General features: G+C 56.5%; 22 protein-coding genes. 14 read left to right on the top strand and 8 right to left on the bottom strand.

Annotated elements, in window-relative coordinates:
* Nucleotide 1: 1 nt before the first annotated feature.
* Complete coding sequence (locus NTD86_RS10625; RefSeq protein WP_262202162.1) at nucleotides 2-1150, bottom strand: glycerate kinase; 1149 nt, start codon at nucleotides 1148-1150, stop codon at nucleotides 2-4.
* Nucleotides 1151-1270: 120 nt separating this feature from the next.
* Entirely contained in the window at nucleotides 1271-2368 is a 1098-nt protein-coding gene (locus tag NTD86_RS10630; RefSeq protein ID WP_262202163.1) for a sugar diacid recognition domain-containing protein, read from the bottom strand.
* Between the two features lie 158 nt (nucleotides 2369-2526).
* Here NTD86_RS10630 and NTD86_RS10635 point away from each other — a divergent pair, with 158 nt between their 5' ends.
* Both NTD86_RS10635 and rarD read left to right on the top strand, forming a co-directional pair.
* On the top strand, nucleotides 2527-3840 hold the full coding sequence (locus NTD86_RS10635) for an MFS transporter (RefSeq protein WP_262202164.1): 1314 nt from the start codon (nucleotides 2527-2529) through the stop codon (nucleotides 3838-3840).
* Nucleotides 3841-4025: 185 nt separating this feature from the next.
* A complete protein-coding gene (gene rarD / locus NTD86_RS10640; RefSeq protein WP_262202165.1) occupies nucleotides 4026-4910 on the top strand; it encodes an EamA family transporter RarD in 885 nt (294 codons plus the stop codon).
* A 30-nt stretch (nucleotides 4911-4940) separates the two neighbouring features.
* Here the strand turns inward: rarD and NTD86_RS10645 are convergent, their stop codons facing one another.
* Together NTD86_RS10645 and NTD86_RS10650 are read right to left on the bottom strand one after the other, a co-directional pair.
* Nucleotides 4941-6236 carry an ATP-binding protein gene (locus NTD86_RS10645; protein ID WP_262202167.1) on the bottom strand — a complete coding sequence of 432 codons (1296 nt, stop codon included), beginning with the start codon at nucleotides 6234-6236 and terminating at the stop codon, nucleotides 4941-4943.
* 3 nt (nucleotides 6237-6239) lie between these two features.
* On the bottom strand, nucleotides 6240-6941 hold the full coding sequence (locus tag NTD86_RS10650) for a response regulator transcription factor (RefSeq protein ID WP_262202168.1): 702 nt from the start codon (nucleotides 6939-6941) through the stop codon (nucleotides 6240-6242).
* Between the two features lie 127 nt (nucleotides 6942-7068).
* Here NTD86_RS10650 and NTD86_RS10655 point away from each other — a divergent pair, with 127 nt between their 5' ends.
* Genes NTD86_RS10655 through NTD86_RS10665 form a run of 3 tightly spaced genes read left to right on the top strand, consistent with a single transcriptional unit; the run spans nucleotide 7069 to nucleotide 12073 of the window.
* Entirely contained in the window at nucleotides 7069-8274 is a 1206-nt protein-coding gene (locus tag NTD86_RS10655; protein WP_262202169.1) for an efflux RND transporter periplasmic adaptor subunit, read from the top strand.
* A gap of 2 nt (nucleotides 8275-8276) precedes the next feature.
* A complete protein-coding gene (locus NTD86_RS10660) occupies nucleotides 8277-11378 on the top strand; it encodes an efflux RND transporter permease subunit (protein WP_262202170.1) in 3102 nt (1033 codons plus the stop codon).
* Between the two features lie 56 nt (nucleotides 11379-11434).
* Complete coding sequence (locus NTD86_RS10665) at nucleotides 11435-12073, top strand: DUF1345 domain-containing protein (RefSeq protein ID WP_262202171.1); 639 nt, start codon at nucleotides 11435-11437, stop codon at nucleotides 12071-12073.
* A gap of 21 nt (nucleotides 12074-12094) precedes the next feature.
* Here NTD86_RS10665 and hppD read toward each other — a convergent pair whose 3' ends face one another.
* Entirely contained in the window at nucleotides 12095-13171 is a 1077-nt protein-coding gene (hppD, locus tag NTD86_RS10670) for a 4-hydroxyphenylpyruvate dioxygenase (RefSeq protein WP_262202172.1), read from the bottom strand.
* Nucleotides 13172-13499: 328 nt separating this feature from the next.
* Between hppD and NTD86_RS10675 the strand changes: the two genes are divergently transcribed.
* The 4 genes from NTD86_RS10675 to NTD86_RS10690 all read left to right on the top strand — a co-directional run bounded on the left by NTD86_RS10675 (nucleotide 13500) and on the right by NTD86_RS10690 (nucleotide 17387).
* A complete protein-coding gene (locus NTD86_RS10675; protein ID WP_262202173.1) occupies nucleotides 13500-15056 on the top strand; it encodes an EAL domain-containing protein in 1557 nt (518 codons plus the stop codon).
* Nucleotides 15057-15277: 221 nt separating this feature from the next.
* Nucleotides 15278-15637, top strand: a complete 360-nt coding sequence (locus NTD86_RS10680) for a histone-like nucleoid-structuring protein, MvaT/MvaU family (protein ID WP_262202286.1) — start codon at nucleotides 15278-15280, stop codon at nucleotides 15635-15637.
* A gap of 468 nt (nucleotides 15638-16105) precedes the next feature.
* The gene (gene gloA / locus NTD86_RS10685; protein ID WP_262202174.1) at nucleotides 16106-16627 is read left to right on the top strand and encodes a lactoylglutathione lyase; all 522 of its coding nucleotides are present in this window, start codon (nucleotides 16106-16108) and stop codon (nucleotides 16625-16627) included.
* 145 nt (nucleotides 16628-16772) lie between these two features.
* The gene (locus tag NTD86_RS10690) at nucleotides 16773-17387 is read left to right on the top strand and encodes a TetR/AcrR family transcriptional regulator (protein ID WP_262202175.1); all 615 of its coding nucleotides are present in this window, start codon (nucleotides 16773-16775) and stop codon (nucleotides 17385-17387) included.
* Between the two features lie 95 nt (nucleotides 17388-17482).
* Here NTD86_RS10690 and ahpF read toward each other — a convergent pair whose 3' ends face one another.
* The 3 genes from ahpF to NTD86_RS10705 all read right to left on the bottom strand — a co-directional run bounded on the left by ahpF (nucleotide 17483) and on the right by NTD86_RS10705 (nucleotide 20845).
* The gene (ahpF, locus tag NTD86_RS10695; RefSeq protein ID WP_262202177.1) at nucleotides 17483-19045 is read right to left on the bottom strand and encodes an alkyl hydroperoxide reductase subunit F; all 1563 of its coding nucleotides are present in this window, start codon (nucleotides 19043-19045) and stop codon (nucleotides 17483-17485) included.
* A 125-nt stretch (nucleotides 19046-19170) separates the two neighbouring features.
* Entirely contained in the window at nucleotides 19171-19734 is a 564-nt protein-coding gene (gene ahpC / locus NTD86_RS10700; RefSeq protein WP_055104338.1) for an alkyl hydroperoxide reductase subunit C, read from the bottom strand.
* 172 nt (nucleotides 19735-19906) lie between these two features.
* Entirely contained in the window at nucleotides 19907-20845 is a 939-nt protein-coding gene (locus NTD86_RS10705; protein ID WP_262202178.1) for a site-specific integrase, read from the bottom strand.
* Between the two features lie 179 nt (nucleotides 20846-21024).
* Here NTD86_RS10705 and NTD86_RS10710 point away from each other — a divergent pair, with 179 nt between their 5' ends.
* From NTD86_RS10710 to efeO (NTD86_RS10730), 5 genes are all read left to right on the top strand, one after another.
* Nucleotides 21025-22026 (top strand): DNA-binding protein, encoded by a 1002-nt coding sequence (locus NTD86_RS10710; protein WP_262202179.1) that lies wholly within the window; start codon nucleotides 21025-21027, stop codon nucleotides 22024-22026.
* Nucleotides 22027-22227: 201 nt separating this feature from the next.
* Nucleotides 22228-23070: an iron uptake transporter permease EfeU gene (gene efeU, locus NTD86_RS10715; protein WP_262202180.1), complete on the top strand. Its 843-nt coding sequence runs from the start codon at nucleotides 22228-22230 to the stop codon at nucleotides 23068-23070.
* An 8-nt stretch (nucleotides 23071-23078) separates the two neighbouring features.
* Nucleotides 23079-24272, top strand: a complete 1194-nt coding sequence (gene efeO / locus NTD86_RS10720; RefSeq protein WP_262202181.1) for an iron uptake system protein EfeO — start codon at nucleotides 23079-23081, stop codon at nucleotides 24270-24272.
* 17 nt (nucleotides 24273-24289) lie between these two features.
* On the top strand, nucleotides 24290-25609 hold the full coding sequence (efeB, locus tag NTD86_RS10725) for an iron uptake transporter deferrochelatase/peroxidase subunit (protein ID WP_262202182.1): 1320 nt from the start codon (nucleotides 24290-24292) through the stop codon (nucleotides 25607-25609).
* A 42-nt stretch (nucleotides 25610-25651) separates the two neighbouring features.
* Entirely contained in the window at nucleotides 25652-26476 is an 825-nt protein-coding gene (efeO, locus tag NTD86_RS10730) for an iron uptake system protein EfeO (RefSeq protein WP_262202183.1), read from the top strand.
* The last annotated feature ends 399 nt before the right edge of the window (nucleotides 26477-26875 follow it).

A 26875-nucleotide genomic window follows, 5' to 3' on the forward strand; every position in this document is an offset into this window, starting at 1 on the left:
ATTATTCATGGTGCATAGGCGTTTTCAGCATCAGCACGCGGGCGATGTCCCGCGCACGGTCGGTGAGCAATTGTGCGGCCTGGGTGCAGGCGTCTTCCAGGCTCATGGGGCCACTGGTCAAAGCAAAGGCGGCATGGATTCCATGCGCGTACAGCGCCTGATAGCCCTCGCCCAATGTACCGGCCAGCACCAGTACCGGCACACCCTGGCTCTGGGCGATACGCGCCACGCCGAACGGGGTTTTGCCCCGCAAGGTTTGCGCATCAAAACGTCCTTCTCCGGTAATCACCAGATCGGCCCCCTGCACCGCTTCCGCCAGGCCGACCAGTTCCGCGACGACCTCAACACCTGCACGAAATTGTGCTCCCAAAAACGCTTTGGCGGCGAACCCAAGCCCGCCGGCAGCACCCGAACCCGGCTCATCACGCACATCCTTGGGCAAGACCTTGGCGCAGTGATCGGCAAAATGCCCCAGGGCCTGGTCCAGCAAGCGCACTTGTTCGGGGGACGCGCCTTTCTGCGGGCCAAAAATGGCTGAGGCGCCATGTTCGCCGCACAACGGGTTGTTCACGTCGGCGGCAATTTCAAAACGCACTTCAGCCAAACGCGGGTCCAGACCGGCAAGATCGATGCGCGCCACCTTGGCCAGTGCCAGGCCACCTCGTGCCAATGCCTGGCCGTGTTCATCGATCAGGCCCAGGCCCAGTGCCTGCAAGGCCCCGGCTCCTGCGTCGTTAGTGGCACTGCCACCGATGGCCAGGATGATCCGCCGGGCCCCGGCCTCCAAAGCTGCCTTGATCAGTTCACCGGTGCCGTATGTGCTGCTCAGGCAAGCATCGCGCTGGTCGCGAGCAAGCAACTGCAACCCGCTGGCCTCGGCCATTTCAATGATTGCCGTGTGACTGTCTGGCAGCCAGCCCCAGTTGGCCTCAACCGGTTGGCCCAGCGGGCCTTGCACCCGATTAACCCGCAGTTGACCGTTACCGGCAGCGACAATGGCGTCGACGGTCCCTTCGCCACCATCGGCCATAGGACACGTGATCAACTGCGCATCAGGCAGTACATCGCTCAAACCGGCAGCAATGGCATCGGCGACTTTTTCGGCACTCAGGCTGTCTTTGAACGAGTCGGGGGCAATCACGATTTTCATGGGCGAATCTCCAGTTCTTATGCCTTCCATGCTGCCAGTAATCAGCTGCAAACACGCCGGTCTGGTGCACAAGCAATCACAGGGTTTGTTGTTCATTTTTACAATCAGCGGCGCAGCCGGCTAACTGTGGGGCAGCAACTGCACTCCAAGGTAGAGCGCCAGCATGCCATTCAGGCTCAGCGGATCAACGCCACTCAATTCGGCGATGCGCTCCATGCGGTAGCGCAGGCTATTGCGGTGTATGCCCAGCGCATCGGCACATGGCTGGCTCTGGCCGTCATGCTCGCACCAACTGCGAAGGGTGGAGATTAGTTGGCCGTTATTGTCTTTGGCGACGACCTTGTGCAACGGCCCGAGCAGCTCTTCAAGGGCATCATCATTGCGATGACGCCAGAGCATGACCGGCAGACGGTAGCGATTGAGGGTCAATAATCGTGTGTGCGGCAACACATCGCGCCCATACGCCAGCAGGTCAGCGACCCGCCGGTAACAACGGCGCAAGCCTTTGAGCCCATCGGCCTGGCCGCCAGCAGCCACGCGAGGGACTTTCCAGCCCAACCCATCGAGGCGCTCCAGCAGGCGCAGGTCATCCAACGCAATGGTTGCAGGCCGGCACCACAGCAAAGAACCGGTTGCCGGGGTCACGCACCAACTGTCCGGATAACGTGATTGCAGCCAGGTACTCAAGGCTTCGGCGTTTTGCCCGGCGCTCAGTTCAAACAGGTAGGGAATCCGTGACAACTGGGGTTTGAGCCCCAACTGTTGGGCTTCATCAATCAGGCGCGGGGAGTCACCTGCATCGCTGAGCAACAACGCCACCAGGTCATCACAGCGCTGGCGCCGCCATTGCTGCTCCGCCTGTTGGTGACGTTGGCCTACCAGCATTTCGGCGGTCATGCGTACCAGTTCGGCATAGGTGCGCAGCAACTCCGGCTCACCGGTCAACCCGAGTACACCTATCAAGCGCTCGTCAAGCAGTAGCGGCAGATTGATCCCCGGTTGCACCCCTTTGAGGTGCTTGGCCGTTTGTGCGTCGATTTCGACCACCCGTCCGTTGGCCAGCACCAGTTGCGCACCTTCGTGCCGTGTATTGATGCGCTCCGGTTCACCGCTGCCTAGAATCAGGCCTTGGCTGTCCATCACGTTTACGTTGTACGGCAAGATGGCCATCGCTCGATCAACGATGTCCTGCGCCAGATCATGATCCAGTTCAAACATGGGGTGACTATCCTTGGAAACATTTGTTCATGGGCACAGGTGGCGCGCCGAAATGCTGTGCAGTAGCACAAAGACAGCAACGCCGAGGTGACCGAGACTCATGCAGCGATCAACGTTAACCTCGGATCGTGAAAAATCATAATAAAGAGAGACAAAAGATGTCACAGAGCGCCAACGCATCGCTGATCAGCGATGACGATAAAAACGCTATCTACAAGCGCATAACGCTGCGCCTGATCCCCTTTATCTTCATCTGCTACTTGTTCAACTACCTCGACCGGGTAAACGTTGGATTTGCCAAACTGCAGATGCTCGATGCGCTGCAATTCAGCGAGACTGTCTACGGGCTGGGCGCGGGAATCTTCTTTATCGGCTATGTGTTGTGCGGTGTACCGAGCAACCTGGCCCTGACCCGATTCGGTCCGCGACGTTGGATTGCGGTGATGATGATCACCTGGGGCCTGCTGTCGACCTGCTTGATGTTCGTGACCACGCCAACCCAGTTCTACACCTTGCGCCTGTTTACCGGTGCCGCTGAAGCGGGCTTCTTCCCAGGCGTGGTGTTGTACCTCTCGCAGTGGTTCCCGACCTTCCGCCGCGGCCGCATCATGGCCTTGTTCATGTCCGCCATACCGGTGTCGGGCTTGCTGGGCGGGCCTTTCTCCGGTTGGATCCTGAGCCATTTCGCGGCTGGCCAGGGCGGCCTTGCTGGCTGGCAGTGGATGTTCCTGCTGCAAGGGATTCCGACCGTATTGCTCGGCGCGCTGGCGATCTTCCTGCTGAGCGACAGCTTTGCCAATGCCAAATGGCTGAGCGCCCACGAGCGTGCCGTGCTGGAGGCTGACCACCGCCAGGACGCTGCCAACCGCCCTTCTACGGTGTCCGACTCATTGCTGGCCGTGTTCAAGAACCCGGCGATTTGGGCGTTTGGCCTGATCTACTTCTGCATTCAGAGCGGCGTGTACGCGATCAACTTCTGGCTGCCGTCGATCATCAAGAATCTGGGCTTCAGCGACGCACTGGTAATTGGCTGGATCAGCGCGATTCCTTACCTGCTTGCGGCTGTGTTCATGCTGTTGGTGGGGCGCTCTGCCGACTTGCGTAAAGAGCGTCGCTGGCACCTGGTAGTGCCCATGCTGATGGGCGCGATCGGCTTGATCATTGCCGTCAATTTCGCCACGCAACCGGCCATTGCCATTCTCGGCCTGACCATCGCGACCATGGGGGCATTGACCGGCCTGCCCATGTTCTGGCCAGTGCCGACCGCCCTGCTCAGCGCAGGCGCGGCTGCCGGTGGCCTGGCGCTGATCAACTCGATGGGCCAGATGGCGGGCTTCCTCAGCCCCTACCTGGTGGGGTTCGTCAAAGATGCGACCGGCTCGACCGATGTGGCGCTGTACATGCTGGCTGCGGTGATTGTAGGCGGCAGCCTGCTGGCCTTGCGCATGACTCGGGGCATGACCAACGCCTGAGGAATACCTGTTGCTCGCGATCAAGCCGACAACCTCGACTGGATCGCGAGCAAGTCCGCTGCCAGCGGATACCAGGGATGAGGTAATGAAACCTCCTACCTCTTTTATGTTATTGCCCTACTCCCTCCATAGCCTCAAGCTATGCACTTCCTAAAAATCATAAAGTGCGTTTCAACGAGGCTGTTGTGTCTAAAGGTATTGCTTTATCGGTTCTGGCATCGAGCCTGTTCGGTGTCATGTATTACTACACGTCCATGCTTTGGCCCCTGACCGGGGCGGAAATCTTCGGCTGGCGAATGCTGCTGACACTGCCCTGCATGACGCTGTTCATGTGTATCTCGGGGGACTGGCGGCACGCTGTAGTGATTGCCTCGCGGTTACGTAAACAACCTCGACTCTGGGGCGTTCTGGCGGCCTCCAGTGCGCTGGTCGGGGTGCAGTTGTGGCTGTTTTTGTGGGCTCCGCTCAACGGCCATAGCCTGGATGTTTCACTGGGTTATTTCCTCCTGCCGCTGACCATGCTCCTGACGGCACGTATCGTGTTCGGCGAGCACCTGTCACACCTGCAAAAAATAGCTGCCGCGCTGGCCACTATCGGGGTTGCCAACGAGGTCTACCGCGTGGGTGGTTTCTCATGGACCACACTGCTGGTTGCCATCGGTTATCCGGTGTATTTCGTGTTGCGCAAGCGCCTGGCCACCGACAACCTCGGCGGTCTGTGGTTCGACATGCTGTTATTGATCCCGGTGGCGTGGTGGTTCGTTCAAAGCGGCGAGCACGGCTTTGACGTAGCCAGCGAGCGCCACGCGCTGTACACCCTGATCCCAATTCTGGGGGGCCTGAGTGCGCTGGCCCTGATCAGTTATATCGTCGCCAGCCGGATGCTGCCGTTCAGCCTGTTTGGCTTGCTCAGCTATGTGGAGCCGGTGCTGCTGGTTATTGTCGCCCTGCTGTTGGGCGAAAGTATCAGTTCTGGCCAATGGCTGACCTATATACCGATATGGCTGGCGGTAATGGTGCTGATCTTCGAAGGGTTCAAGCATCTGGTGCGCCAACGCCGCTCTGTATGACGGGCGCGGGTTCGCCCGCTCCACGCCGCTTCAGGCAGGCAACCACAGCTTGAAGCGCGCCCCGCCCAAAGGCGACTGCTCAACATTCAAGGTACCGCCCTGGGCTTCCAGGGCGCGCCGACTGATCGCCAATCCCAGACCAAAGCCCCCGGTAGCACGGTCACGACTGCGGTCCAGACGATAGAACGGCTCAAAAACACGCTCGCGTTCTTGCTCGGGAATGCCAATCCCGTCGTCATCCACCCACATTTCACACCCCTTGGCGGTGAGGCTGACGCCGACCTGAATCCGTCGATCACAGTAACGCATGGCATTGCGCAAAAGGTTTTGCAGCGCGCGGGCGGTCAGGCGTGGATCGAGGGCGAAACGCTCCTCGGCGCCTTGCAATAACACGTCCAGGACGATTTCCGGGGTTTCGAGTTCTTCGTCAAAACTGCCCAGGATGCTGTCGATAAACTCGGCCAGCGATACCTCGATCCGCTCAGGCACCAACGCCGGGTTTTGCAGACGGCTGAACGACAACAATTCAAGTACCAACCCATCCAGCTCGCGGATATGCCCGACCAGTACCTGCAAGCGCTCACGACTGGCCGGCGGCAGGTCATCACACAACGCCAGGGCCAGACCGAAATCCAGGCGGGTCAACGGTGTACGCAGTTCATGGGAGACCGCATTGAGCAAATCACGCTGCTGGTTGAGCAGGTTCTCGATGTCCTGGGCCATAGTGTCAAACGCGCTGGCCAGGCTGTAGATGTTGGAGCGCGGGGAGATCTGCGTACGTTCGCTCAACTGGCCCTGGCCAATGCGCGCCGCCGTGCTTTTGAGTCGCTCAAGGTCACGCCAGTGCGGGCGCAGCCATAACAGCAGACCCGCCAGCAAGGCCGCCCCGATCAGCACGTTGATACTCCAGTACAACACGTTCAAGTCAAAGGGATCAGGCGGCATCACTAACTCGATTGCCTGCTCTCGATTCAGTGGCGATACCACTCGTGTACGCCAGCCCCATTCGCCGATCCGCAGTACGCCCTGCCCCTGGTGCAGCTGATGCTGTTCAGCCGTACTGAACTGCGGATCGGTAATGGGCAGCAGGTTGATCCGCAGCGGCGCAAATTGTGTATCAAGGTCACTGGCGAGCGCGGGCCACTGCGCTGTCGGCACATGATCAAACTGTTTGACCAGCAAGGCCTGCATGCCACGGGACATATCGACGTTGTACTTCATGAAGCGGTCGTGAAAGACCGTCACGATCATTTCCGGGATCAGGTAAATGGCCCCGGCAAAGGTCACTATCGTCACCAGATACAGGCGGATGAGAATTTTGAACACAGATCAGCATTCCCATTCCGAGCGGCTGAACAGGTAACCCTTGCCCCACACGGTTTTGATCTTGCGGGCTTCACCGGCGTCGTCATCAAACTTGCGCCGCAACTTGGAAATGGCCACGTCCACCGAGCGATCGGTGCCATTGAATTCGATACCGCGCAGACGCTGCAGAATCTGGTCGCGACTCAGCACTTCACCCGCATGCCGGGCCAACACCACTAACAGGTTGTATTCGCCGCTGGACAGTTCGATGATGTCGCCGCGCCATGTCACAGTACGTTCCGACAAGTCGATGCACAGGTTACCCATCAGGATTCGATCATTGGCAACCTGCGGCTCTATCAGGCTGCTACGCCGCAATAAGGTGCGTACACGCGCCAACAAAACGCGGGGATCGCAAGGTTTTGTCACATAATCGTCGGCCCCCATCTCTAGCCCCAAGACCTGATCATGACTATCGTCGCGCGCAGTCAACATCAGGATCGGCAAGCATTCCGAGTCGGCTCGCAGCAAGCGACAGACCTGCAAGCCATCAAGGCCCGGTAACATAAGGTCGAGAATTACCAGGTCCGGGGGGTTGCTTCTGGCACGATCACGGACTTGATCACCCCGTGCAATCACGTTGACCTGGTAGCCATTGCGCTCCAGATAACTGGCGATCAGTTCGGAAAGTGCAGCGTCGTCTTCGACCAGCAAGATAGTGGGCATAATAAATGCTTACAACCGGGGAAAACCCGAAGGATATACAACCTTACAAGGATAGGAGCAGAACCTTCACACTTTTTCACACACCTCCTACACAGCTTCACAACGCCTTTTGCGTGCTGCGCTTAGCATGCCAAGGTCTTTTACAGACTTACCCTGCATATATAAGAAGGCACGAACGTTGAAAAAGCTCTTCGTCCCGCTATGTCTCTCGGCACTGGCTTTAGCCCTTGTTGCCTGCGGTAAACCCCAGCCCCTTGAAGAAAAGACACCACTGGTCAAGGTCAGCACTGAAGTCATCGTCCCACAGACTCTGTCAATCAATAACGAGCTCAGCGGTCGCGTGGTGGCGCCACGTGTCGCCCAGGTCAGCGCCCGGGTCGCCGGGGTGGTTCTCAAACGCGCCTTCGAGGAAGGCAGCGAAGTCAAACAAGGTGATGTGCTGTTCATTATCGATCCGGCGCCATTACAAGCCGAACTGGACAGCGCTCAGGCAGCACTGCGCAAATCCGAGGCACTTGCGCTCCAGGCAAAACTCCAGGACCAGCGCTACAGCGCCTTGGTCGACAGCAATGCCGTGAGCCGTCAGGACTACGACAATGCCCGAGCGCAATCGCTTCAGGCACAGGCTGAAGTCGCGGCCAACAAGGCAGCAGTACAACGCGCGAAACTGAACCTGGGCTATGCCACCGTTACCGCACCGATCTCCGGGCGTATTGGTCGAGCGCTGGTGACTGAAGGGGCACTGGTGGGCCAGGGCGAGGTCACGCCACTGGCCCGCATCCAGCAGTTGGACCCGATTCAGGTCGACCTGATGCAGTCGACACGCGACCTCGATAACCTGCGCGATTCATTCCGCGCCGGAGAGTTGCAGCAAGTCGGCAAAAACCAGGCGCGCGTCACCTTGATCCGCGACAACGGCAGCCTTTACCCGGTGCCCGGCAAGCTGTTGTTTACCGATGTGAGCGTTGATCCGAGCACCGGACAAATCATTCTGCGCAGTGAGTTTGCCAACCCGGAGCGCGACCTGTTGCCGGGCAGCTTTGTCCGTGTGCGCCTGGAACAAGCGGTCAACAAGCAAGGGATCAGCGTCCCTCAGCGGGCCATTTTGCGTGACAGCGCAGGCGTGGCGCAGGTGCTGCTGGTCGATGCCGACAGCCGGATCAAGCAGCAGCCGGTGCAACTGGGTGGCGTGATCAATGACCGCTGGATCGTCAACGAAGGCCTCAAGCCAGGCGACCGCATTGTGATCGAAGGTCTGCAACACGCACGCCCCGGCGCACAGGTGCAAATTGATGACCCAACACCTCCCCCCACACACTCCACGGATCGGTGAGCATGCCGCAGTTTTTTATCGACCGCCCGATCTTCGCCTGGGTCGTAGCGTTATTTATTGTGCTGGCCGGTGCCTTGGCGCTTCCGCAATTGCCTGTGGCCAAATACCCGGTGGTGGCTCCGCCGCAGGTTGAAGTGTATGCGGTGTACCCGGGGGCCTCGGCGCATACCTTGGACGAAAGCGTGGTCAGCCTGATTGAGCAGGAGCTCAACGGCACCGACGGCCTGTTGTATTTCGAGTCCCAGAGCAGCCTTGGCAGTGCCAGCATTACCGCAACCTTCAAGCCGGGCACCGACCCGGAAATGGCCCAGGTCAACGTGCAAAACCGCCTCAAGGCGGTTGAGCCCCGTCTGCCACAGGCGGTCATTCAGCAAGGTCTGCAGGTTGAGAAGATATCCTCGGGCTTCCTGATGCTGGTGACATTGACTGCCGACCCGAGCAGCGGGCTGGATGAGGTCGCCCTCAGTGACTATCTGGCACGTAACGTCATGAACGAGATCAAGCGTGTTGAAGGGGTCGGCAAAGCCCAGCAATACGGCTCTGAACGCGCCATGCGGATATGGATCGACACGCAAAAGCTGATCGGTTTCAACCTCACGCCTGCGGACGTCAACGAAGCCATTGCCAGTCAGAACGCACAAGTGTCGGCCGGTAGCATCGGCGACTTGCCGGGGCGCTCCACCCAGGAAATCACCGCCACGGTGCTGGTCAAAGGCCAGTTGTCGAGCCCGCAAGAGTTCGGCGATATTGTTCTGCGCGCCAACCCTGATGGTTCCACCGTGAGGGTCAGAGACGTGGCGCGGGTCGAGATCGGCAGCCAGGAATACCAGTACGGCACGCGCCTGAACGGCAACTCATCCAGCGCCTTCAGCGTAAAGCTGGCACCCGAGGCAAACGCCTTGAGTACCGGCAACCTGATCCGCGCGAAAATGGATGAGCTGAGCCGCTACTTCCCCGAGGGGGTGGAGTACAAGATCCCTTATGACACCACGCCGTTCGTCAAAGTCTCGATCACCAAAGTGGTGTATACCCTGATCGAAGCCATGGTGCTGGTGTTTGCCGTGATGTTTCTGTTTTTGCAGAACATCCGCTACACCCTGATCCCGACGCTGGTGGTGCCGGTGGCGCTGATGGGCACCTTCGCCACCATGTTGGTTCTGGGCTTCTCGATCAACGTACTGACCATGTTCGGCATGGTATTGGCCATCGGTATTCTGGTGGACGACGCAATTGTAGTGGTCGAGAACGTCGAACGGATCATGGTCAGCGAAGGCCTGCCGCCCCGCGAGGCGACCCACAAGGCCATGACGCAAATCAGCGGAGCGATTATCGGTATCACCCTGGTGTTAGTCGCGGTGTTTATCCCAATGGCGTTCATGCCGGGCTCAGTTGGCGTCATCTACCAGCAGTTCTCGGTGGCCATGGCGACCTCGATTCTGTTCTCGGCGTTCCTGGCATTGTCACTGACCCCAGCTTTGTGCGCGACGCTGCTTAAACCCATTGCCAAGGGTGAGCACCACGCCAAAGGCGGTTTTTTTGGCTGGTTCAACCGCACATTTGATCGCCTGTCCGAAGGCTACGAGCATTGGGTGGTGCACCTGATCAAGCGCAGCGGGCGTTATCTGCTGCTCTACGGTGCATTGGTGGTGGTGATGGTAGTGTGTTTCGCCCGCCTGCCCTCCTCTTTCCTGCCCGTTGAAGACCAGGGCTTTATCATCACGGACATTCAGTTACCGCCCGGCGCCAGCCAGAACCGAACGATCACTGTGGCCAAACAGATCGAGGATCACTACGCGCAAGAACCTGGCGTCAGTAATGTCACCATGATTCTGGGCTTCAGCTTCTCCGGTAGCGGGCAAAACGCCGCATTGGCGTTTACCACGTTCAAGGATTGGTCCACCCGTGGCATCAAGGACTCCGCATCGGCCATCGCAGATCGAGCCAACGCTGCGTTTGGCGATCTCAAGGACGCCGTGGCGTTTTCCATCCTGCCGCCTGCGGTGAGCGGCCTGGGCACTTCCAGCGGTTTTGAATTGCGCCTGCAAGACCGCGGCAGCGCAGGTTATGACGTGCTGATGCAAGCGCGTACCGAGCTGATGGCACTGGCCGAAAAAAGCCCAGTACTGGCCAACGTGCGCGAAGACTCGCTGGCAGAAAGCCCGCAAGTGCAGCTTGAAGTCGATCGTAAGCGGGCTAATGCCTTGGGCGTCTCGTTTGCAGATATCGGCAATGTGCTATCGACCGCTGTGGGCTCGGCCTACGTCAACGACTTCCCGAACCAGGGGCGCATGCAACGGGTCGTGGTCCAGGCCGAGGGCGACCAACGCAGCCAGGTTGAAGACCTGCTGAAGATCAATGTGCGCAACAACCTGGGGAAAATGGTGCCACTGTCGGCATTTGTCGAGGCGCGCTGGATTCAAGGCCCGTCGCAGATGTCCCGCTACAACGGTTATCAGGCCGTGAGTATTTCGGGCGAGGCAGCCCCGGGGCACACGACCGGTGAAGCCATGCAGGAGATGCAACGCCTGGTTGATCAGCTACCTGCCGGTATCGGCCTTGAATGGACGGGCTTGTCGCTCCAGGAAAAGCTTTCTGGCTCCCAGGCTCCGTTGTTGCTGGGTCTGTCGTTGCTGGTGGTGTTCTTGTGCCTGGCCGCGCTGTACGAAAGCTGGTCGATACCCACCGCAGTCTTGCTAGTCGTGCCGCTGGGCGTCCTCGGTGCGGTGCTGGCCGTGACCTTGCGCGGTATGCCCAATGACGTGTTCTTCAAGGTGGGCTTGATCACCATCATTGGTTTGTCTGCCAAGAACGCCATTTTGATCATCGAGTTCGCCAAATCCCTGTACGACGAAGGCCATGATCTGGTGGAGGCGACCGTCAAGGCGGCCCGCCTGCGATTACGCCCCATTGTCATGACCTCGCTGGCCTTTATCCTGGGCGTTGTACCACTGGCAATTGCAACAGGCGCCAGTTCGGGTAGCCAGCAAGCCATTGGTACGGGAGTGATCGGCGGCATGATCGTCGCCACACTGGCGGTAGTGTTTGTGCCGGTGTTCTTTGTGGTGGTGATGAAAGTGACGCGCAGTAAACCCCGTAAGCGTTAAGTCGTGTTTCACGTGCTAAGGTTCGGCAACGCCCAGTCACATGGATTGTATTGACGATGCCGCATCTTGCACGGACTCACCCTCGCTTGACCGCCGGCACCCTGTTGGGGCTGGCGGTTGGCATCCTTAGCCCCGCAGCGTCGTTGACCACCAAATTTCTCCTGGGCTGGAACGCCGGTGTCTGGCTGTATCTGGTCTTGACGCTGTGGCTGATGCTTCGCTCCAAAGTGGGCGACGTCAAACGCACGGCTGAAATAGAAGACGAAAATGCCAGTATGGTGCTGCTTACCGTCAGCATCGCTGCGGTTGCAAGTCTGGCGGCCATTACTCTGGAACTCGCCGGCAACAATAAGCTCAGCCATTCACAACAACTGATGCACTACGCCTTCACTGGGCTGACCGTGATCGGTTCATGGCTGATGGTCGGGGTTATTTTCGGCCTGCACTATGCGCGGCTGTTTTATAACAATGAGGGAACGGAGCCAGCGTTGCGCTTCCCCGAAGGTGAGTTGAACCCCGATTACTGGGATTTCATGTATTTCTCGTTCACCCTGAGCGTCGCGGTGCAAACGTCGGACGTGGCTGTTGCCACCCGCAAAATGCGCAAAGCCGTGCTAGGGCATTCTCTGCTGGGCTTTTTGTTCAATACGGCGGTGCTGGGGTTTTCGATCAACATAGCCGCGGGATTGTTTTAAACCCCGCGGCCACGGTCTTACTTAGCTGGCTTCAAGTACGCCACGACGGATCTGGTCACGCTCGATCGATTCAAACAAGGCCTTGAAGTTACCTTCGCCGAAGCCGTCATCGCCCTTGCGCTGAATGAATTCGAAGAACACCGGGCCCATGAGGTTTTCAGAGAAGATTTGCAGCAGCAGACGCTTATCTCCCTCAATCGAAGAACCGTCCAGCAGAATGCCGCGCGACTGCAGCGCCTCAACCGACTCACCGTGGTTGGGCAAGCGACCTTCCAGCATTTCGTAGTAAGTGTCGGGCGGCGCGGTCATGAAGCGCATGCCGATTTTCTTGAGGGCGTCCCAAGTCTTGATCAGGTCGTCAGTCAAGAACGCCACGTGCTGGATGCCTTCACCGTTGAATGCCATCAGGAATTCTTCGATCTGGCCCGAGCCCTTGGACGACTCCTCGTTCAATGGGATGCGGATCTTGCCATCCGGTGCGGTCATGGCTTTGGAGGTCAGCCCGGTGTACTCGCCTTTAATATCGAAATAGCGAATTTCGCGGAAATTGAACAGCTTCTCGTAGAAGTTGGCCCAATAAGCCATACGACCGCGATACACGTTGTGGGTCAGGTGGTCGATGATCTTAAGCCCAGCGCCTATCGGGTTACGCTCAACGCCTTCTAGAAACACGAAGTCGATGTCATAAATCGAGCTGCCTTCGCCAAAGCGGTCAATCAGGTACAAGGGCGCGCCGCCAATGCCTTTGATGGCTGGCAGGTTCAGCTCCATGGGGCCGGTCTTGATTTCGATTGGCTGTGCGCCGAGTTCCAGCGCACGGTTGTAGGCTTTTTGCGCATTAGCCACGCGAAACGCCATGCCGCACACGGAAGGCCCATGCTCGGCTGCGAAGTAGGAAGCAATGCTGTGTGGCTCATTATTGAGGATCAGATTGATCTGGCCCTGGCGATACAGGTGCACGTCCTTGGATCGATGGGTGGCCACCTTGGTGAAGCCCATGATTTCAAAGATAGGTTCGAGCGTATTGGGTACCGGGGCGGCGAATTCGATGAATTCAAAGCCCATCAGGCCCATTGGGTTTTCATATAGATCGGCCATTTTGGCGCCTCATCAGAGTCATTTTTACAATTAACGGTTGGTTATTTGCCAAGAATGCTGAGGCACACAGGTGGCGCACAGGAGATTCCGCGTACACTGCGCGCCAGGAAATCTCCGTAGATCAGTTGAAACCCAAATATCTTCATTTTTCAATCTCTTACGCGGTGCTGACTCCTGAAGATAGAAGCCATTATTCTTGTATGCGTAAGCCGATTCTACATGGCGTAATCATGTTTGTCCTACGTCATGTGAAATAGCTCTCAACCAATGCTAGCCTTGTGTAGTGACTTTACCCTGCAGCGCCACATAGCCTTTCTCGGGATCTTGAATGCTATTAACGTTTAAACAGACCCGAAAATGGACCCATCGCTACGCGCTGGTTGTATTGAGCACACTGCTACCCGTTGTTCTGGGGATTGGCATCATCATCTGGCAGTCCAGCAGATCACTTGAGTTAGAAGCCCGCGCTACCGCTGAAGAGGCTGTGCGTCAGTTCAATCTGATGCTGGACAATGCCCTGTTGGCCGCTGACGCCGTATTGCCGTTTGCCGGTCAGCCTTGCGATCAGGTGGAATTGGCTTTACGCGAACAGGTGACCCGCCGCCCGTTTGTGCGCTCGGTGAATCTGGTCTGGAATAACGAAATTTATTGCACGTCGCTATTCGGCACTTTCAAAGAGCCTGTCGATGCCGCCAACTATAATCAGGGAGTCTTGTGGCTGATGCCTGGCAACCCGGTCACCCCCGACCAACCGTTGCTGGTTTATCGGCAGGAGCGAGATCAGGCTGGGGCTATTGTCAGTCTTTATGGGTTGCATTTGATCAATGTATTGAGCCTTATCAACCCTTACACGCAATTAATGTTTGCAGTGGGCAATAACTCGATAGACCGCTACGGCGTTGTGCACATCACACCGCCTGCGCCCTACCCTGTTGCGCCTGTGACAGTACCCTCCATGCAATATCCTTATCGCGTAATGGCCGGTTTTACTGAAGGCACTTTATGGCGATTTGTTCAGGCCCGGTACCTGGGGTTATTGGCACTGTTTATATTTCTGGGCTGCGTTTCGGGCGCAACAGTGGGCTGGCTGCAAAAACGCCTGTCGTTATCATCGCCTTCGAGCGAGTTGCAACGCGCACTGGATGCCGAAGAGTTTATTCCTTACTTGCAACCGGTAGTGCGCGGCAACACTAAGCAATGGGCCGGTGCCGAAGTACTGATGCGCTGGCAACATCCAACCGAGGGATTGGTACGCCCGGACTTGTTTATCCCACTGGCCGAGCACTCAGGGCTGATTGTGCCGATGACCCGCTCACTGATGCGCAAGACAGCCCGTTTGCTGGCGCCCCATGCCAACAGCATGGCGCCAGGCTTCCATTTGGGATTCAACATCAGTGCCCATCACTGTCACAGCCTTGAACTGATCGAAGACTGCCGGGAATTTCTGCAGGGCTTCCCCGCTGAGCGTATCAAACTGGTACTGGAACTCACTGAGCGCGAACTGGTAGTGCCCAGCGCTGTAACTCACCAGCTGTTCGCGCAACTACGGGCAATGGGTGTGATGATTGCCCTGGATGACTTTGGTACCGGCCATTCAAGCTTGAGCTATTTGCGAGAGTTTAACGTCGATTACTTGAAGATCGATCAAAGCTTTGTGGCCATGATAGGCGCCGATGCATTGTCCAGCCCTATTCTGGACAGCATCATTGACCTGAGCACCAAGCTGAATCTTGGGATCGTGGCCGAAGGTGTAGAAACTCAAGAGCAAAGTGACTATCTCGCGCTTAAAGGCGTTGAGTTTCTACAGGGTTATCTTTATAGCCGGCCGTTAAGCCCTGACGACTTCATCACCTCAGTAGTGGCACAACATCAAGCCCAGAGTTAAACCTGTGCGATGTTTGCCTCGTAAATTCAAATATCCGCTGGCGCACGGAAAATTTACAACTACACTTTGCTCAACTGTTTGAAGCCTCTTGGAAAGGTGTTTAAGAGTCTTCCTGTTGCGGCTGAACTGTTGTCTCACGGCCCTGTCTACCGACTGTATCGAACGTCTCATTAATTCACTTCGGCATGCTCAAGGCCGAAGCCATGACCGGAGTAATGACCTTGTCTAGACTTGCTGAATACCGTGCCGCCGAAAAGGCTCTTCAAGAGCAACTGGCCCAGCTGGAAACCTTGAAGAATGATGCAGGGCTGAAAAAAGAAATCGAGTTCGAACAAAAACTTCAGGCGCTTATGAAGTCCTACGGCAAAGGTCTGCGAGACATAGTTGCCATTCTGGATCCAAGCCCTGTGGCCGCGCGACATGCTACAGCGCCCAAGCAACGCAAGGCACGTACGTTAAAAGTGTATAAAAACCCGCACACCGGTGAGTTGATTGAAACCAAAGGCGGTAATCATCGCGGTTTGAAAGCCTGGAAAGAACAGTATGGCGCAGCCACTGTTGAATCCTGGGTTCACACTTAATGCTTTAGCATTATAAAAACCCTGCTCGTCAGGGTTTTTTTATGACGGACTATCAGTATCGTATCGCGCCCACACTCTTTGCCAGTTTGGCGATATAGGCACTCCCACGGTAACGAAAATGTTATAAATCATCGACCATCAATTGTCATAACTATGACCACCTTCACGCTCAATTCCAGTCAAATGTCTTTTTGCGGTATTTCCCCTGATGAAAGGCCAAATTAACCCGGCACCTTTCACAGTTTTTTCACACGCATCATCACAGGATAGAGGCTGCTAAAGGATTAGCGCCCCATGCCCGCTTCGGCGGGCTTCTTTTTGCCTGAAATTTGCCATCTCCCCGCCTCGGGTCGCCGCTGCACACACGCCGACATCGATCTTTTATTGCCTACGGGGTTCGCGCAGCTCGTCACATTCCGTATCATTCACCCATCGACTGTTTACCCATGCATCACATTCGGAGGGTTCATGAGCCTGCAAGATCTGAACAACGTCCCTGGCGTAACCGCACAACCGGATAGCGCTACCAATCAATTCGTTTTCAACCACACCATGCTGCGCGTTAAGGACATCCAAAAGTCCCTCGATTTCTACACACGCATCCTGGGTTTCTCGCTGCTGGAAAAGCGCGAGTTCCCGGAAGCAGAATTCAGCCTCTACTTCCTGGCGCTGGTTGATAAAGCCACGATTCCAGCTGACGATGCTGCCCGTACCGTGTGGATGAAGTCGATCCCTGGCATCCTGGAACTGACTCACAACCACGGCACCGAAAACGATGCCGATTTCGCCTATCACAACGGCAATACTGACCCGCGTGGTTTCGGCCATATTTGCATTGCGGTGCCTGATATCGTCGCCGCCTGCGAGCGCTTTGAATCCTTGGGCGTTGACTTCCAGAAGCGCCTGACTGACGGCCGCATGAAATCCCTGGCCTTTATCAAGGACCCGGACGCCTACTGGGTCGAGATTATTCAGCCGACCCCGCTGTAACGGTCAGACGCCAAAAACCCATGTTCACTCATGGGTTTTTTTATACCTGAAATTTGAACATTGTTCAGAATCGATCAAGCCCGTAGCATGAGATACGCCACGTATGTTGTATGGGTTGATTTGGATTCAGGAGATCTGCGCTTCTATGGTACGAACACGCAAAGAGATGATCGAAGACACGCGGCACAGGCTTTTGGCGGCAGGCAGGCAAGCATTTGCGAGTAAAGGCTATGCCGAGTCTTCAATGGATGACTTCACTGCCAATGTCGGCCTGACCCGGGGAGCGCTTTATCACCACTTTGGCGACAAAAAAGGCTTGCTTGAGGCCGTCATCCAGCAAATAGACGGCGAGACATCTGTGCGCCTGCGCGCCATTACCGCTCAGGCCCATTCCACCTGGGAAGGCTTTATCAATGAAAACATTGCCTACATGGAGATGGCCATAGAGCCGGAAATCCAGCGCATTGTCTTGCTCGATGGCCCGGCAGTACTGGGCAACCCTGCCTTGTGGTCGAACCAGAACGCCTGCCTCCAGGGCACCATGGAATGTTTGCAAAAGCTTAAAAACGAGAACGTCATCCGGGACATTGAGGTTCAAGCAACGGCCAGACTCTTGAATGGCGCGACATTGAGTGCCGCCTTATGGATCGCCGCTGACCCACAGCCACTGGCCGCGCTGGACAAGGCAAAAAGTGCATTCGTGGCGCTGGCCAATGGTTTGCTGAAGGATTCAAAGCCCCTCAACGCCGCCAAGGTGTAATCCATTTTTCGCTCATAAAAAAAGCGCAGCCTGCGGGCTGCGCTTTTGATGCCAGAGAAGCGTTGCCAACGCAACGCGACTCTATTGCCAAGCAATCAATCCGGCGCGGAAGTACGGATCAGGTGATCGAAAGCACTCAGAGAGGCTTTAGCACCCTCGCCGACCGCAATCACAATCTGCTTGTAAGGCACGGTGGTCACGTCACCGGCAGCAAAGATGCCCGGGATCGAGGTTTCACCGCGCGCATCAACCACGATCTCACCACGCGGGGTCAGCTCGATGGTGCCTTTAAGCCAATCGGTATTGGGCAGCAAACCGATCTGCACAAAAATGCCTTCCAGCTCGACGTTGTGCTCCACGTCGGTTGCACGATCTTTGTAGCGCAGACCATTCACTTTTTGTCCGTCGCCGGTAACTTCAGTGGTCTGGGCGCTGGTGATTACCGTTACGTTTGGCAAGCTGTTGAGCTTGCGCTGCAACACGGCGTCAGCACGCAATTTGGTGTCGAACTCAAGCAAGGTCACGTGAGACACGATACCCGCCAGGTCAATCGCTGCTTCAACACCCGAGTTGCCACCACCAATGACCGCAACGCGCTTGCCTTTAAACAGCGGGCCGTCACAGTGCGGGCAGTAAGCCACGCCACGGCTGCGGTATTCCTGCTCGCCCGGCACATTCATTTCGCGCCAGCGGGCACCGGTCGCCAGGATCACGGTCTTGGCCTTGAGCGAAGCACCACTGGCGAATTTCACTTCGTGCAGCTCGCCCGCTTTACCCGGCAATAACTTGTCGGCGCGTTGCAGGTTCATGATATCGACGTCGTACTGCTTGACGTGTTCTTCCAGTGCGGTGGCCAGTTTCGGGCCTTCGGTTTCCTGCACCGAGATAAAGTTCTCGATGGCCATGGTGTCGAGCACCTGACCGCCAAAGCGCTCAGCTGCGACACCGGTGCGGATACCTTTGCGCGCGGCATAAATAGCGGCTGCTGCACCGGCGGGACCGCCACCGATAACCAGCACATCAAAGGCTTCTTTAGCGCTGATCTTCTCGGCCTGACGCTCAATGGCGCTGGTGTCGAGCTTACCGAGGATCTCTTCCAGGCCCATGCGGCCCTGTCCAAAGTTAACCCCGTTAAGGTAAACACTTGGCACCGCCATCACTTGACGCTCGGTAACCTCGTCCTGGAACAGCGCACCGTCAATCGCCACGTGGCGAATGTTCGGGTTCAATACCGCCATCAGGTTCAGCGCCTGCACCACATCCGGGCAGTTCTGGCATGACAGCGAGAAATACGTCTCGAAGTTGAACTCACCTTTAAGGGAGCGGATTTGCTCAATCACTTCGACACTGGCTTTCGATGGGTGGCCGCCGACTTGCAGCAGGGCCAACACCAGCGAAGTAAATTCATGGCCCATCGGGATACCGGCGAAACGCAAGCTGATATCGCCGCCTGGACGGTTGAGCGAGAAGGATGGCTTGCGCGCATCGGAGCCGTTTTCCAGCAGGGTAATCTGACTGGACAGACTGGTAATTTCTTTTAACAGGTCATGCATTTCACGGGATTTCGCACCGTCGTCGAGTGACGCAACGATCTCGATCGGCTGTGTGACCCGCTCCAGGTATGACTTCAACTGTGCTTTTAGATTGGCGTCCAACATACGGGCGATCTCCTAACTGATTAATTCTGTGTCAAAAAAAACGCCCGAGCGAATGTCGCCCGGGCGTTTTGAGGGCGATGCTGCTTACAACTCAGGTGCGGATCACCGCCCTAGTCTTCACAGACTTAGATCTTGCCAACCAGGTCCAGCGAAGGAGCGAGGGTGGTTTCACCTTCTTTCCATTTAGCTGGGCAAACTTCGCCTGGGTGAGCAGCAACGTACTGAGCAGCCTTGATTTTGCGCAGCAGCTCGGAAGCGTCACGGCCAACGCCGCCGTCGTTCAGTTCAACGATCTTGATCTGACCTTCTGGGTTGATCACGAAAGTACCGCGGTCAGCCAGGCCTGCTTCTTCGATCAGTACGTCGAAGTTGCGGGAGATGGTCAGCGTTGGGTCGCCGATCATGGTGTACTGGATTTTGCCGATGGCTGGCGAAGTGTTGTGCCAGGCAGCGTGAGCAAAGTGGGTGTCAGTCGACACACTGTAGATTTCCACGCCGAGTTTTTTGAACTCTTCGTAGTTGTCAGCCAGGTCTTCCAGCTCGGTTGGGCAAACGAAAGTGAAGTCGGCTGGGTAAAAGAACACGACAGACCACTTACCTTTCAGGTCAGCGTCCGACACTTCCACGAAGCTGCCGTTTTTGTATGCAGTAGCTTTGAACGGTTTTACTTGGCTGTTGATGATAGGCATCGTTGACTCTCCGTCAGGGTTGAAAAGTTGATGGGGTGAATCCTAACAACTCATTTCGTATCTGGCTCATTGGTAAAGCTGATGCTGGCGATTGGTTTTGACTATCAGCCGACCCTATAAATAGTTAAAAACCAAATATGGACCGAGTGGCCGACTTTCAAGTTGACGTCGATCAGCTTCCAATACGTTTTTCCGCTGTCATGCTCATCCCGGCAAACGGGGTGGATTCAACATAGCGCATGGCTGACTTGATGTCTTTCCAGCCGACGTAATTCATCAGCGACTTCAAGTCCCAACCACTTTGATGCGCCCATGTTGCAAAACCGCGACGAAGCGAGTGGCTGGTGTAAAGTTCTGCCGCAATGCCTGCACGCTCCAATGCCTGGCGCAACAACGGGATCACGCTATTGGCGTGCAACCCCTCCTCGCCCAGGTTGCCCCAGCGATCAATGCCTCTGAACACTGGGCCACGCACCAGCGCCGATGCATTGAGCCACTCTATGTATGCCCGCACAGGGCATAGCCTCAGCAACGCCGGGGTTTGGAATGTTTTGCCCAGGTTGTCGCGATCACTTTTGCTGCGTGGCAAATACAGGGTGATGCCTGAACCCGCCACCGCTTGTACGTGCTCTATCTCCAGACGGCACAACTCGTCACTGCGAAACCCTCGCCAGAAGCCCAGCAGGATCAGCGCTGCATCACGTCTAGCGCGCAACAAAACCGGATGATCGCCCTTGGCCTGTGCGGCAAGCGCTTCACCTTCCAGCCAGTCGATAACTTTTTCCAGATGCTGCAATTGCAGCGGTACGGCCTGTTTCTCTTGCGCCGGGTGCAACGCGCGTATGCCCTTGAACACCTTGCGCACCACCGGCGACTTGGTCGGGTCCGCAAAACCTTGGCTGTTATGCCACTGGGCAATGGCCGACAGCCGCAACTTCAACGTGTTGATCGACAGTTGCCCGGCGTGAGCCACCAGGTAGCGCGCCACACTGTCGCTGGTCGCGGGCAGAAAACCGCCCCAGGTCACTTCAAAGTGCTCAATGGCCGCCCGATAGCTGCGACGGGTGTTATCGCGGGTCGCGGCGTTTAAGTAGCGATCCAGCTCGCTCATGCACTGCTCTCTGTGGTTTTCGTACTGAATCAGGGCCTGAAAAACACAATTCAGACACTGGCACGGGATAATACCAGTATATCCCGCCTCATATTTCACAGATAAAGATAAAATTTAGATGCTAGAATAGTACGTAATTACAGGGTACATACCACAGTACATAATCATAGGAGACTACCATGGCTCGTGGCGGCGTAAACAAGGCAGTGGTGCAAATTGCGCGCACGGCGATTCTTGCTCGTGGCGAACACCCGAGCATCGATGCAGTACGTATTGAAATCGGCAACACCGGGTCAAAGACCACGATCCACCGTTACCTGAAGGAGCTGGATGAGGCCGACTCGCGCCGCGTCATTCCGCAAGAACAGCTGGGCGACGAGCTTGGCGAACTGGTCGCCCGCCTCGCTCAACGTCTCAAGGAACAGGCGCAGGAACCAATCGACCGCGCCGAGGCGCAGTACGAACAACTCAAGACCGAGCTTCGTGAGCAGCTAGCACAGGCGCAACAGGCTCAAGAACACTTGCAGCAGCAGCTTGAAATCCAGACCAACGCCCTGCAGCAAGAGTCTGCCAACCTGGAGTCCACGCGCTCCATGCTACAAACCGAGCAGACACGCAACGCCGCTCTCAATCAGGCTTGCAGCGATTTCGAACTGCGCCTCAATGACCGCGACGAGCAAATCCGCTCTCTGGAAGAAAAACACCTTCACGCCCGTGATGCACTCGAGCATTACCGCAGCGCCGTCAAAGAACAGCGCGAGCAAGATCAACGTCGCCATGAAGGGCAACTGCAACAGATCCAGATGGAATTACGTCAAGCACAACAAAGCGCCCTGGTTCGCCAGGATGAAATCACTCAACTGCACCGTGACAACGAACGCTTGCTGAGCGAAAGCCGCGCATTGAGCAAAGAACTGAACCAGGCCAACGATCAGCAACACAAACTCAGCAACCTCAATGAACGCCTGAACACACACGCCAACCAGTTGGACAGCGAGCGCACACTCCTGCAGGAACGCCTGCGAGTAGCCAGTCAAGAGAGCCAAGCGTTAAAAGATGCACACGCTCAGACCCTGGAAGCCAACGCTGCGCTGACCCTTCGCGCCCTGAAAGCCGAAGCTGCGCTGGATAGCCTTAAGGCCCATCCACCCGCAGCCCCTAAAACCGAAGAAGGAGAGTAATTTCTCGACTGTTCAGCCTCGCAAAGACAGCAACTGCAGCGAGGCTGATGGCACGGCAAGCAATGCCGCCGACCCCATCCATAGACCGCGAAAAACCTTCGTTCAGCGACCGTTCAGCCAATGAAATCGATTCTTGTTTAGCAATACGTATCAGTATGTTACAAATTAGCCACTAATCATTCGTGACGCGGTGCTCTATTCATGCTGGTTCCATTTTTGATCATGCTGCGCGAAGGCATTGAAGCCGCGCTTATCGTCGGCATCATTGCCAGTTACCTCAAGCAAACCGGACGCGGTCAATGGATGCCAGCAGTATGGATCGGGGTTTTTCTCGCTGCCGCACTGTCTTTACTGGTTGGCGGCGGCCTGGAACTGATGAGCGCCGAATTCCCACAAAAACAGCAAGAGCTGTTTGAAGGCATTGTCGGACTGATCGCCGTCGGCATTCTCAGCTCGATGGTGTTCTGGATGCGCAAAGTCGCGCGCTCCATCAAGGACTCACTGCACACCTCTCTGGATCACGCCCTCACCGGCTCCAAACACCAGGTTACCGCCCTGATCGCCATGGTGTTCTTTGCCGTGGCTCGCGAAGGCCTGGAAACGGTGTTCTTCTTGCTTGCAGTGTTCCAGCAAAGCGAAGGGCCCGCGGCACCACTGGGCGCCCTGCTCGGCTTGATCCTGGCGATCTTCGTCGGCTTCGCGATTTACACCGGCAGCATGCGCCTGAACCTGGGCCTGTTTTTCCGCTGGACCGGCCTGTTCATTCTGGTGGTGGCAGCCGGGATCCTGGCCAACTCGGTTCAGGCCCTGCACGAGGCGGGACTGTGGAATTACCTGCAAGGCGTGGTCTTTGACATCAGCGGCACGCTGCCCATGGACGGCCCGCTCGGCTCTGTCCTGGCAGGCATGTTCGGTTATCAGGATGCGCCGACCGTCAGCGTGCTTGGCGCCTACGTGATTTATCTGGTGGTGGCCCTGGTGATGTTCTTTCGTACGCCGCCCGCCCCCAAGGCCACCCAACCTTCTTCAGTGACGAACCCATAAGGTCCTGCATGTCTACCCCTGCAAGCGGTACACCTCCTCGCGCGTTGCGCTGGGCGGTGGCCGGCTCAGTGATCGTAATGATCGCAGCCGGCGGTTTGTTCTATTACGCCTCGCAACTGGCCGCCGCCAAACGCAAGGTTCACAGCAATGAAATCACTGTGACGATTCATCCCCACAGCTGCGAGCCCAATGAACTGACGGTGCCTGCCGGCTTTAATAGCTTCCGCATCGTCAACGCTTCACAACGCGCCGTGGAATGGGAGATTCTGGACGGAGTGCTGGTCGTTGAAGAGCGCGAAAACATTGCTCCAGGCCTGAGCCAAGTGATCAATGCCACACTCAACCCTGGCGACTATGCGATTACCTGCGGCCTGCTCAGCAACCCGCGCGGCACACTCCATGTAACGCCTACCGCCGAGTCCGAAGCCAAAGCCAAGGCACGCCCATCGATGGTGGCGTTTATCGGTCCATTGTCCGAGTTCCGGGTGTATTTGAGCAGCCAGAGCAGCGCACTGATCAAAGCTATCGATGCCCTGTCGCAAGCCATCAGCCAGGGCGACCTCACCCAGGCGCAAGCGCTTTATGCCCCGGCACGTGAGGCCTATCAACGCCTGGCACCAGCGGCACAACGCTTGGGCGAGTTGGATAACGCCCTTAATGCCCGCGCTGACTATTTTGAAAAACGAGAACAGGACCCAGGCTTCAGCGGTTTCCATCGCCTCGAATACGGGCTGTTTGATCAGCGCAGCACCCAAGGCCTGACCCCTGTTGTTGAACAATTGCAAGCCAATGCCGCACTGCTCAAGCAGCAACTGCTGGCCCAGTCATTACCGCCCGAGCAATTGGTCAATATTGTTTCGCGCACGTTGCACAACCTGGCCGATACCCGCGCAACCAGTGGTGAAGAAGAACGCTACAGCCATATCGACCTCAACGGTTTTGCCGCCAACCTGCAAACCACGCGCAAAGTGGTTGATCTGCTGCGCCCGCTGCTGGCTAAAAATAACGCCGATCTTCTGCTCAACATTGATAACGCCAGCACCGCACTTGAAAACGAACTCAACACCTTTAAAACCGCACAGGGCTACGCGACTTACGACACGGTAAGCGCTGCCCAGCGTCAAGAAATCAGTAACAAGGCCAAGGCTCTGGCCGATGCACTCGATGGAATCGATCCAGCCCTCGGCCTTTCCGGCCTGTAATTGCAGACGAGACGCACATGAGCGATTCAGACAACACCCAGAATGATATCAACCTGCAACGTCGTCGCGTTCTGCTCGGCATGGGCGTGGCTGGTGCAGCACTGGCAGGTAGCGCCCTGAGCTGCCCGGCAATGGCCGCCAGCGGCGCAACCAATGCGCAGGTGACTCAGGCACCTAGCAGCGACAAAACACAAGACCACCACGATTTCTACGGCCAGCATCAAAATGGCATCGTGACCCCTCGCCCGGCAGCAGGCATGGTGGTCTCCTTCGATGTGCTGGCCACCGATCGCGCAGACCTTGAGCGACTGTTCCGCACCCTGAACGAGCGAATTGCGTTCCTGACCAAGGGCGGTCCGGTGCCGCAAGTCGACCCCAAATTGCCGCCTACCGACTCCGGCATCCTCGGCCCTGTAGTCACCCCCGACAACCTGACGATCACGGTATCTGTCGGTGAATCGCTGTTCGATGAACGTTATGGCCTGGGCAGTGTCAAACCCAAGCATCTGAGCCGTATGCAAGGCTTCCCGAACGACGCACTGGAGCCCGCTCTTTGCCACGGCGACTTGAGCCTGCAATTTTGCGCCAACACTGCCGATACCAACATTCATGCCCTGCGTGACATCGTCAAAAACCTGCCAGACCTGCTGCTGGTACGCTGGAAGCAAGAAGGCACTGTACCGCCACAAGCACCGACCAAACCGGGTGTGCCGCCGCAGAGCGCACGCAACTTCCTGGGCTTTCGCGATGGTTCGGCCAACCCGGACTCCAACGACAATGCCCTGATGAACAGCATCGTCTGGGTCCAGCCTGGCAGTGACGAGCCAAAGTGGGCGGTCGATGGCAGCTACCAGGCGGTACGCATCATTCGCAATTTCGTTGAACGGTGGGACCGCACGCCACTGCAAGAGCAGCAAAGCATCTTCGGCCGCAACAAGGCCAGCGGCGCCCCAATGGATGGCCATCACGAAACCGATGTGCCGGACTACAGCAAAGACCCCGAGGGCAAAGTCACCAAGCTGGATGCGCACATCCGCCTGGCCAACCCGCGTACCGCTCAGACCAACAAAAACCTGATTCTGCGTCGCCCGTTCAACTACTCGAACGGAGTCAACAAGAACGGTCAGCTGGACATGGGCTTACTGTTCATTTGCTACCAGAGCAACCTGGACAACGGTTTTATCGCCGTACAGACCCGGCTCAATGGCGAGCCTCTGGAGGAATATCTCAAACCGATTGGCGGAGGTTATTTCTTCACCCTCCCGGGTGTGCGCGACGACAAGGACTTCATTGGGCGCTCGTTGCTCAATGCGGCTGCACCTACGACTCGAACCTGATCTCACCCCCAACCTAAACCTAAAACAAACCGGAAAAGTCCCATGAAGAAGACGCCGCTTGCACTGTTTATCGCTCTAGGTTTGCTCCACACCCCGCTCTCGGTATTCGCGGCGAATGCACCACTGGACCTGGTGCAACCTGTTTCGGACTACAAAATTTACGTCACCGAAGAAATCGACACGCTGGTGACGGAAACCCAAAAGTTCACCGACGCAATTAAAAAGGGCGACCTGGACACAGCCAAGAAGCTCTATGCACCGACTCGCGTGCATTACGAGTCGATTGAGCCGATTGCCGAGCTGTTCAGTGATATCGATGCATCCGTCGACTCCCGGGTTGATGACCACGAGAAAGGCGTGACCGCTGAAGACTTCACCGGTTTCCACCGCATCGAATACACCCTGTTCTCCGAGAACACCACCAAGGGCCTGGATGCACTGGCTGACAAGCTCAATGCAGACGTCAAGGACTTGCAAACCCGCGTTGCCGATCTAACCTTCCCACCAGAAAAAGTCGTAGGCGGTGCAGCTGATCTGATGGAAGAAGTGGCTGCGACCAAGATCTCCGGCGAGGAAGACCGCTACAGCCACACCGACCTGTATGACTTCCAGGGCAACGTAGACGGCGCCAAGAAGATCTTCGACCTGTTCCGCCCGCAAATCGCAGCGAATGACAAAGCATTCGCTGAAAAGGTCGACAAAAACTTCGCCACCGTCGACAAGATCCTGGCCAAGTACAAGACCAAGGACGGTGGTTTTGAAACCTACGACAAGGTCAAGGAAAACGACCGTAAAGCGCTGGTCGGCCCAGTCAACACCCTGGCCGAAGACCTGTCCACCCTGCGCGGCAAGCTGGGCCTGGATTAATAGCTGCAGGATCGGCGCCAACCTGTGTGATCTGCGTCACAGATCGACAGGTTGGCGCTGTATTTCTTTGTTCGTTAAAAAAAGTCCTTTTTTTGTTTAATGATTGACTTGGGTCATTGTTTAAAATCGCTCGAACCCCATCCGCAATAATCGATGTATTCCCCCCACTCTAACTTGCAAACCACGCAGCCCAGGCGCTACACGGGGTTTCCTGAATAGCACCTGTCTAGTCATTGAAAAACATGGCAATTTGTTTCAACTTTCATAGGCTTTTCACACCTCTGCGTTTAACGTATGCGTCAGCTTTTGGGAAAAACCAAAATAGTTTGTAAGAAAAATCATGTAGATAACGTAGTTCGATGACTTTACCTTCGTCAGTTTTAGGCTTTAATGCCTGTG

The organism is Pseudomonas sp. 7P_10.2_Bac1, from assembly GCF_025465935.1.
Lineage (GTDB): Bacteria > Pseudomonadota > Gammaproteobacteria > Pseudomonadales > Pseudomonadaceae > Aquipseudomonas.

What these genes read in the sequence shown, in the direction of transcription:
- efeO (WP_262202181.1), top strand. Translation starts at nt 23,079, where the DNA reads ATGTCTACCCCTGCAAGCGGTACACCTCCTCGCGCGTTGCGCTGGGCG.
- NTD86_RS10655 (WP_262202169.1), top strand. Translation starts at nt 7,069, where the DNA reads ATGCCAAGGTCTTTTACAGACTTACCCTGCATATATAAGAAGGCACGA.
- NTD86_RS10705 (WP_262202178.1), bottom strand. Translation starts at nt 20,845, where the DNA reads ATGAGCGAGCTGGATCGCTACTTAAACGCCGCGACCCGCGATAACACC.
- ahpF (WP_262202177.1), bottom strand. Translation starts at nt 19,045, where the DNA reads ATGTTGGACGCCAATCTAAAAGCACAGTTGAAGTCATACCTGGAGCGG.
- NTD86_RS10625 (WP_262202162.1), bottom strand. Translation starts at nt 1,150, where the DNA reads ATGAAAATCGTGATTGCCCCCGACTCGTTCAAAGACAGCCTGAGTGCC.
- NTD86_RS10635 (WP_262202164.1), top strand. Translation starts at nt 2,527, where the DNA reads ATGTCACAGAGCGCCAACGCATCGCTGATCAGCGATGACGATAAAAAC.
- gloA (WP_262202174.1), top strand. Translation starts at nt 16,106, where the DNA reads ATGAGCCTGCAAGATCTGAACAACGTCCCTGGCGTAACCGCACAACCG.
- ahpC (WP_055104338.1), bottom strand. Translation starts at nt 19,734, where the DNA reads ATGCCTATCATCAACAGCCAAGTAAAACCGTTCAAAGCTACTGCATAC.
- NTD86_RS10710 (WP_262202179.1), top strand. Translation starts at nt 21,025, where the DNA reads ATGGCTCGTGGCGGCGTAAACAAGGCAGTGGTGCAAATTGCGCGCACG.
- NTD86_RS10650 (WP_262202168.1), bottom strand. Translation starts at nt 6,941, where the DNA reads ATGCCCACTATCTTGCTGGTCGAAGACGACGCTGCACTTTCCGAACTG.
- efeU (WP_262202180.1), top strand. Translation starts at nt 22,228, where the DNA reads ATGCTGGTTCCATTTTTGATCATGCTGCGCGAAGGCATTGAAGCCGCG.
- efeB (WP_262202182.1), top strand. Translation starts at nt 24,290, where the DNA reads ATGAGCGATTCAGACAACACCCAGAATGATATCAACCTGCAACGTCGT.
- hppD (WP_262202172.1), bottom strand. Translation starts at nt 13,171, where the DNA reads ATGGCCGATCTATATGAAAACCCAATGGGCCTGATGGGCTTTGAATTC.
- NTD86_RS10675 (WP_262202173.1), top strand. Translation starts at nt 13,500, where the DNA reads ATGCTATTAACGTTTAAACAGACCCGAAAATGGACCCATCGCTACGCG.
- NTD86_RS10660 (WP_262202170.1), top strand. Translation starts at nt 8,277, where the DNA reads ATGCCGCAGTTTTTTATCGACCGCCCGATCTTCGCCTGGGTCGTAGCG.
- NTD86_RS10665 (WP_262202171.1), top strand. Translation starts at nt 11,435, where the DNA reads ATGCCGCATCTTGCACGGACTCACCCTCGCTTGACCGCCGGCACCCTG.
- NTD86_RS10690 (WP_262202175.1), top strand. Translation starts at nt 16,773, where the DNA reads ATGGTACGAACACGCAAAGAGATGATCGAAGACACGCGGCACAGGCTT.
- efeO (WP_262202183.1), top strand. Translation starts at nt 25,652, where the DNA reads ATGAAGAAGACGCCGCTTGCACTGTTTATCGCTCTAGGTTTGCTCCAC.
- NTD86_RS10630 (WP_262202163.1), bottom strand. Translation starts at nt 2,368, where the DNA reads ATGTTTGAACTGGATCATGATCTGGCGCAGGACATCGTTGATCGAGCG.